This is a genomic window from Kitasatospora sp. NPDC093558, assembly GCF_040683475.1.
In the GTDB taxonomy this organism is placed as follows: domain Bacteria; phylum Actinomycetota; class Actinomycetes; order Streptomycetales; family Streptomycetaceae; genus Kitasatospora.
The window spans coordinates 1-2,600 of sequence record NZ_JBFBDY010000786.1 but is presented as its reverse complement, the minus strand read 5'-3'; the positions used below and the strand labels follow the sequence as shown (position 1 = coordinate 2,600).

General features: G+C 71.3%; 2 protein-coding genes and 1 pseudogene. 1 reads left to right on the top strand and 2 read right to left on the bottom strand.

Features of this window, described 5'->3' with window-relative positions:
• Together AB0O00_RS35200 and AB0O00_RS35195 are read right to left on the bottom strand one after the other, a co-directional pair.
• The coding region (locus AB0O00_RS35200; RefSeq protein ID WP_363658778.1) for an MMPL family transporter at positions 1-672 on the bottom strand (672 nt) is incomplete at its 3' end.
• A gap of 11 nt (positions 673-683) precedes the next feature.
• Entirely contained in the window at positions 684-2,285 is a 1,602-nt protein-coding gene (locus AB0O00_RS35195) for an MDR family MFS transporter (protein ID WP_363658777.1), read from the bottom strand.
• 114 nt (positions 2,286-2,399) lie between these two features.
• Here AB0O00_RS35195 and AB0O00_RS35190 point away from each other — a divergent pair.
• Positions 2,400-2,600 (top strand): annotated as a pseudogene (locus AB0O00_RS35190) (MarR family transcriptional regulator); the annotation flags it as partial.

The following is a 2,600-nucleotide window of genomic DNA, read 5'->3' as shown; positions in this document are numbered from 1 at the left end:
CAGCGGCACCAGCCAGAGCACCGGGCTGCGGTAGGTGACGATCAGCAGGATCGCCACCACCACGACCGTGGTGAGCAGCAGCGGACCGTCGACGCCGCCGAAGACGGCGGACTGGTCGGCGGCTGCGCCGGCCGGGCCGGTCACCTGGACGTCGAGCCCCGCCGGGGCGTCGGCGTGGGCGTCGTGCCGGATCGCCGTGACGTCGTCGACGAGCCGGTTGAAGCCGCCGTCGCCCTGCATGCCGAGCGGAACGGTGAGCAGCAGTGCCCGGCCGTCCCCGGAGCGGGCGAGCGGGGGCGGCGTGCCGCCGTACCGGGCGAAGGCGGCGCGGTCGTGCTCGGCCTTGCCGGTGTCCTCGGCGGTGATCCCGCCGGGCCGGGAGTACACGATGGCGGCGGGCAGGACGTCACCGATGCCGAACCGGTCACGCCCCGTCTCCAGGGCCTTGGTCGATTCCGCGCCCTTGGGGAGCCACTGGGTGATGTCGTTGCTCTGGGCGCCGATCAGCTGGGCGCCGAGCGGCGCGGCCACGCCGGCGAGCAGCAGCCAGAGCACGAGCACCAGCCACTTGGAGCGGGCGCCGGCCGGCAGGAGGGCCAGCTTCTTGAGGGGGGCTGCGTGCTTGAGCGGGGCTGTTTTCTTGTGCGGGGCTGTTTTCTTGAGCGGGGGCATGGCGGCTCTCCTCAGCTGCTCTGCGGGGCTGCGTGGGCGGGGGTGCTCGGGGCCTCGGGCGGCTCTTCGGCGCCCCAGCCGCGCTGTTCGAGCGTGATGTCCTTGAGGAAGACCGCGGCGGCGAGCCCGGCGAGCAGGACGCATCCGGCGATCAGGAAGACCGGGCTGAGCGCGTGGGCGTAGGCCTGGGCCAGGCCGTGCCGGACGGTGTCGGGCAGCTGGTGCAGCGCCTGCGGGGAGATCCCGCCGTTGCCGGCCAGTCCGGCGGCGGCGTCGTCCGGGACGTACTTCGGGATCTCGTGGGTGAGGCGGCCGGTGAGGACGGTCGCGAAGATCGAGACGCCGAAGGAGGTGCCGAGCATCCGGCTGAAGGTGACGGTCGAGGTGGCCGCGCCCATGTCCGCGCGGGGGGCGGCGTTCTGCACCGCGACCACGACGACCTGCTGGGAGAGCCCTGCCCCGACACCGAGCAGGAACATGTAGAACCCGGACATGAAGCGGCTGGTGTCGGCGGTCATCGTGGACATCAGGAAGGCCGCGACGGCCGAGACCAGCATGCTGGCGGCCGGGTACCACTTGTAGCGGCCGGACTTGGCGACCGCGCCGCCGACGCCGAAGGACGCGAGCATCAGCCCGAACATCATCGGGAGCAGCAGCAGACCGGAGTTGGTGGCACCGGCGCCCGCGGAGATCTGGAGGTAGAGCGGGAGGAAGAAGACCAGGCCGAAGCCGGTCAGCCCGCCGACGAAGGCCACGGCGTTGCAGATGTCGAAGGTGGAGTCGCGGAACAGGCCGAGCGGGATGACCGGTTCGGTGGCCGAGCGCTCCACGATGACCCAGCCGACCAGCAGGACCACGCCGCCCACCGCGAGGCCGACGGTGGTGAACGAGCCCCAGGCGTATTTGGTGCCGGCCCAGTTGGTGAGCAGGACGAGGCTCACGAGCGCGCCCGAGAGCAGCAGCATCCCGAGGTAGTCGATCCGCGGCCGCTCGGGGCGGCGGGCGCCGCGCAGGTAGAGGGCGACCAGCGCGAGGGCGACCGCGCCGATCGGCAGGTTGACGTAGAACACCCAGCGCCAGCTGACGTGTTCGGCGAAGAACCCGCCGGCGACCGGCCCGCCGACCGCGGAGAGGGCGAACACACCGGCCGAGTACCCCTGGTACTTCGCCCGCTCGCGCGGACCGAAGAGGTCCCCGGTGAGGGCGAACATGGCGGCCATCACGCCGCCCGCGCCGATGCCCTGCAGAACACGGAAGGCGATCAGCTGGCCCATCGTCTGGGCGGCCCCGCAGGCCGCGGAGCCGGCGAGGAAGACGACGGTGGAGACGACGAAGACCTGCTTGCGGCCCAGCAGGTCGCCGAGCTTGCCGGCCAGCGGCATCACGGCGCTGGAGGCCAGGATGTAGGCCGCGCTCACCCAGGCGAGGCCGCTCAGGCCGCCCAGGTCGCCGACGATCGTGGGCAGCGCGGTGGCCACGATCGAGGAGTCCAGGGTGGCCATCAGCATCGCGAAGAGCAGGCCGAAGTAGACGATCATCACGTGGCGGTGGGGCATGGCGCCCCCGTCCGGGGCGGGGGAGGCGGCTGTGGTGGTGTCGGGCTCGGTTGACATGGCGACCCCTATGCTTTTGGCAACTGTGTGATTAATGAACATAGATGCCAGAAGAAACTATGTGCGTTGAGCATAGATCTGCCTTCTGCACGTGTCAACGCGTATATTTGGGCCATGACCAGAGCCGCCGAGACACCCGCCAGCACCCGTCGTCCGGACGCCCCTGCGCCGGACCCGGCCCTGACCGCCATCGAGCGGGCCATGGTCCGGATCCGCCGCAACCAGACCAGGCGGTCCCTGGGCAAGCTGGTGACCGCGCAGCTGGGCCGGGACGTGGACCTCTCGCACAGCGTCGTGGTGGACGCGGTCGAGGAG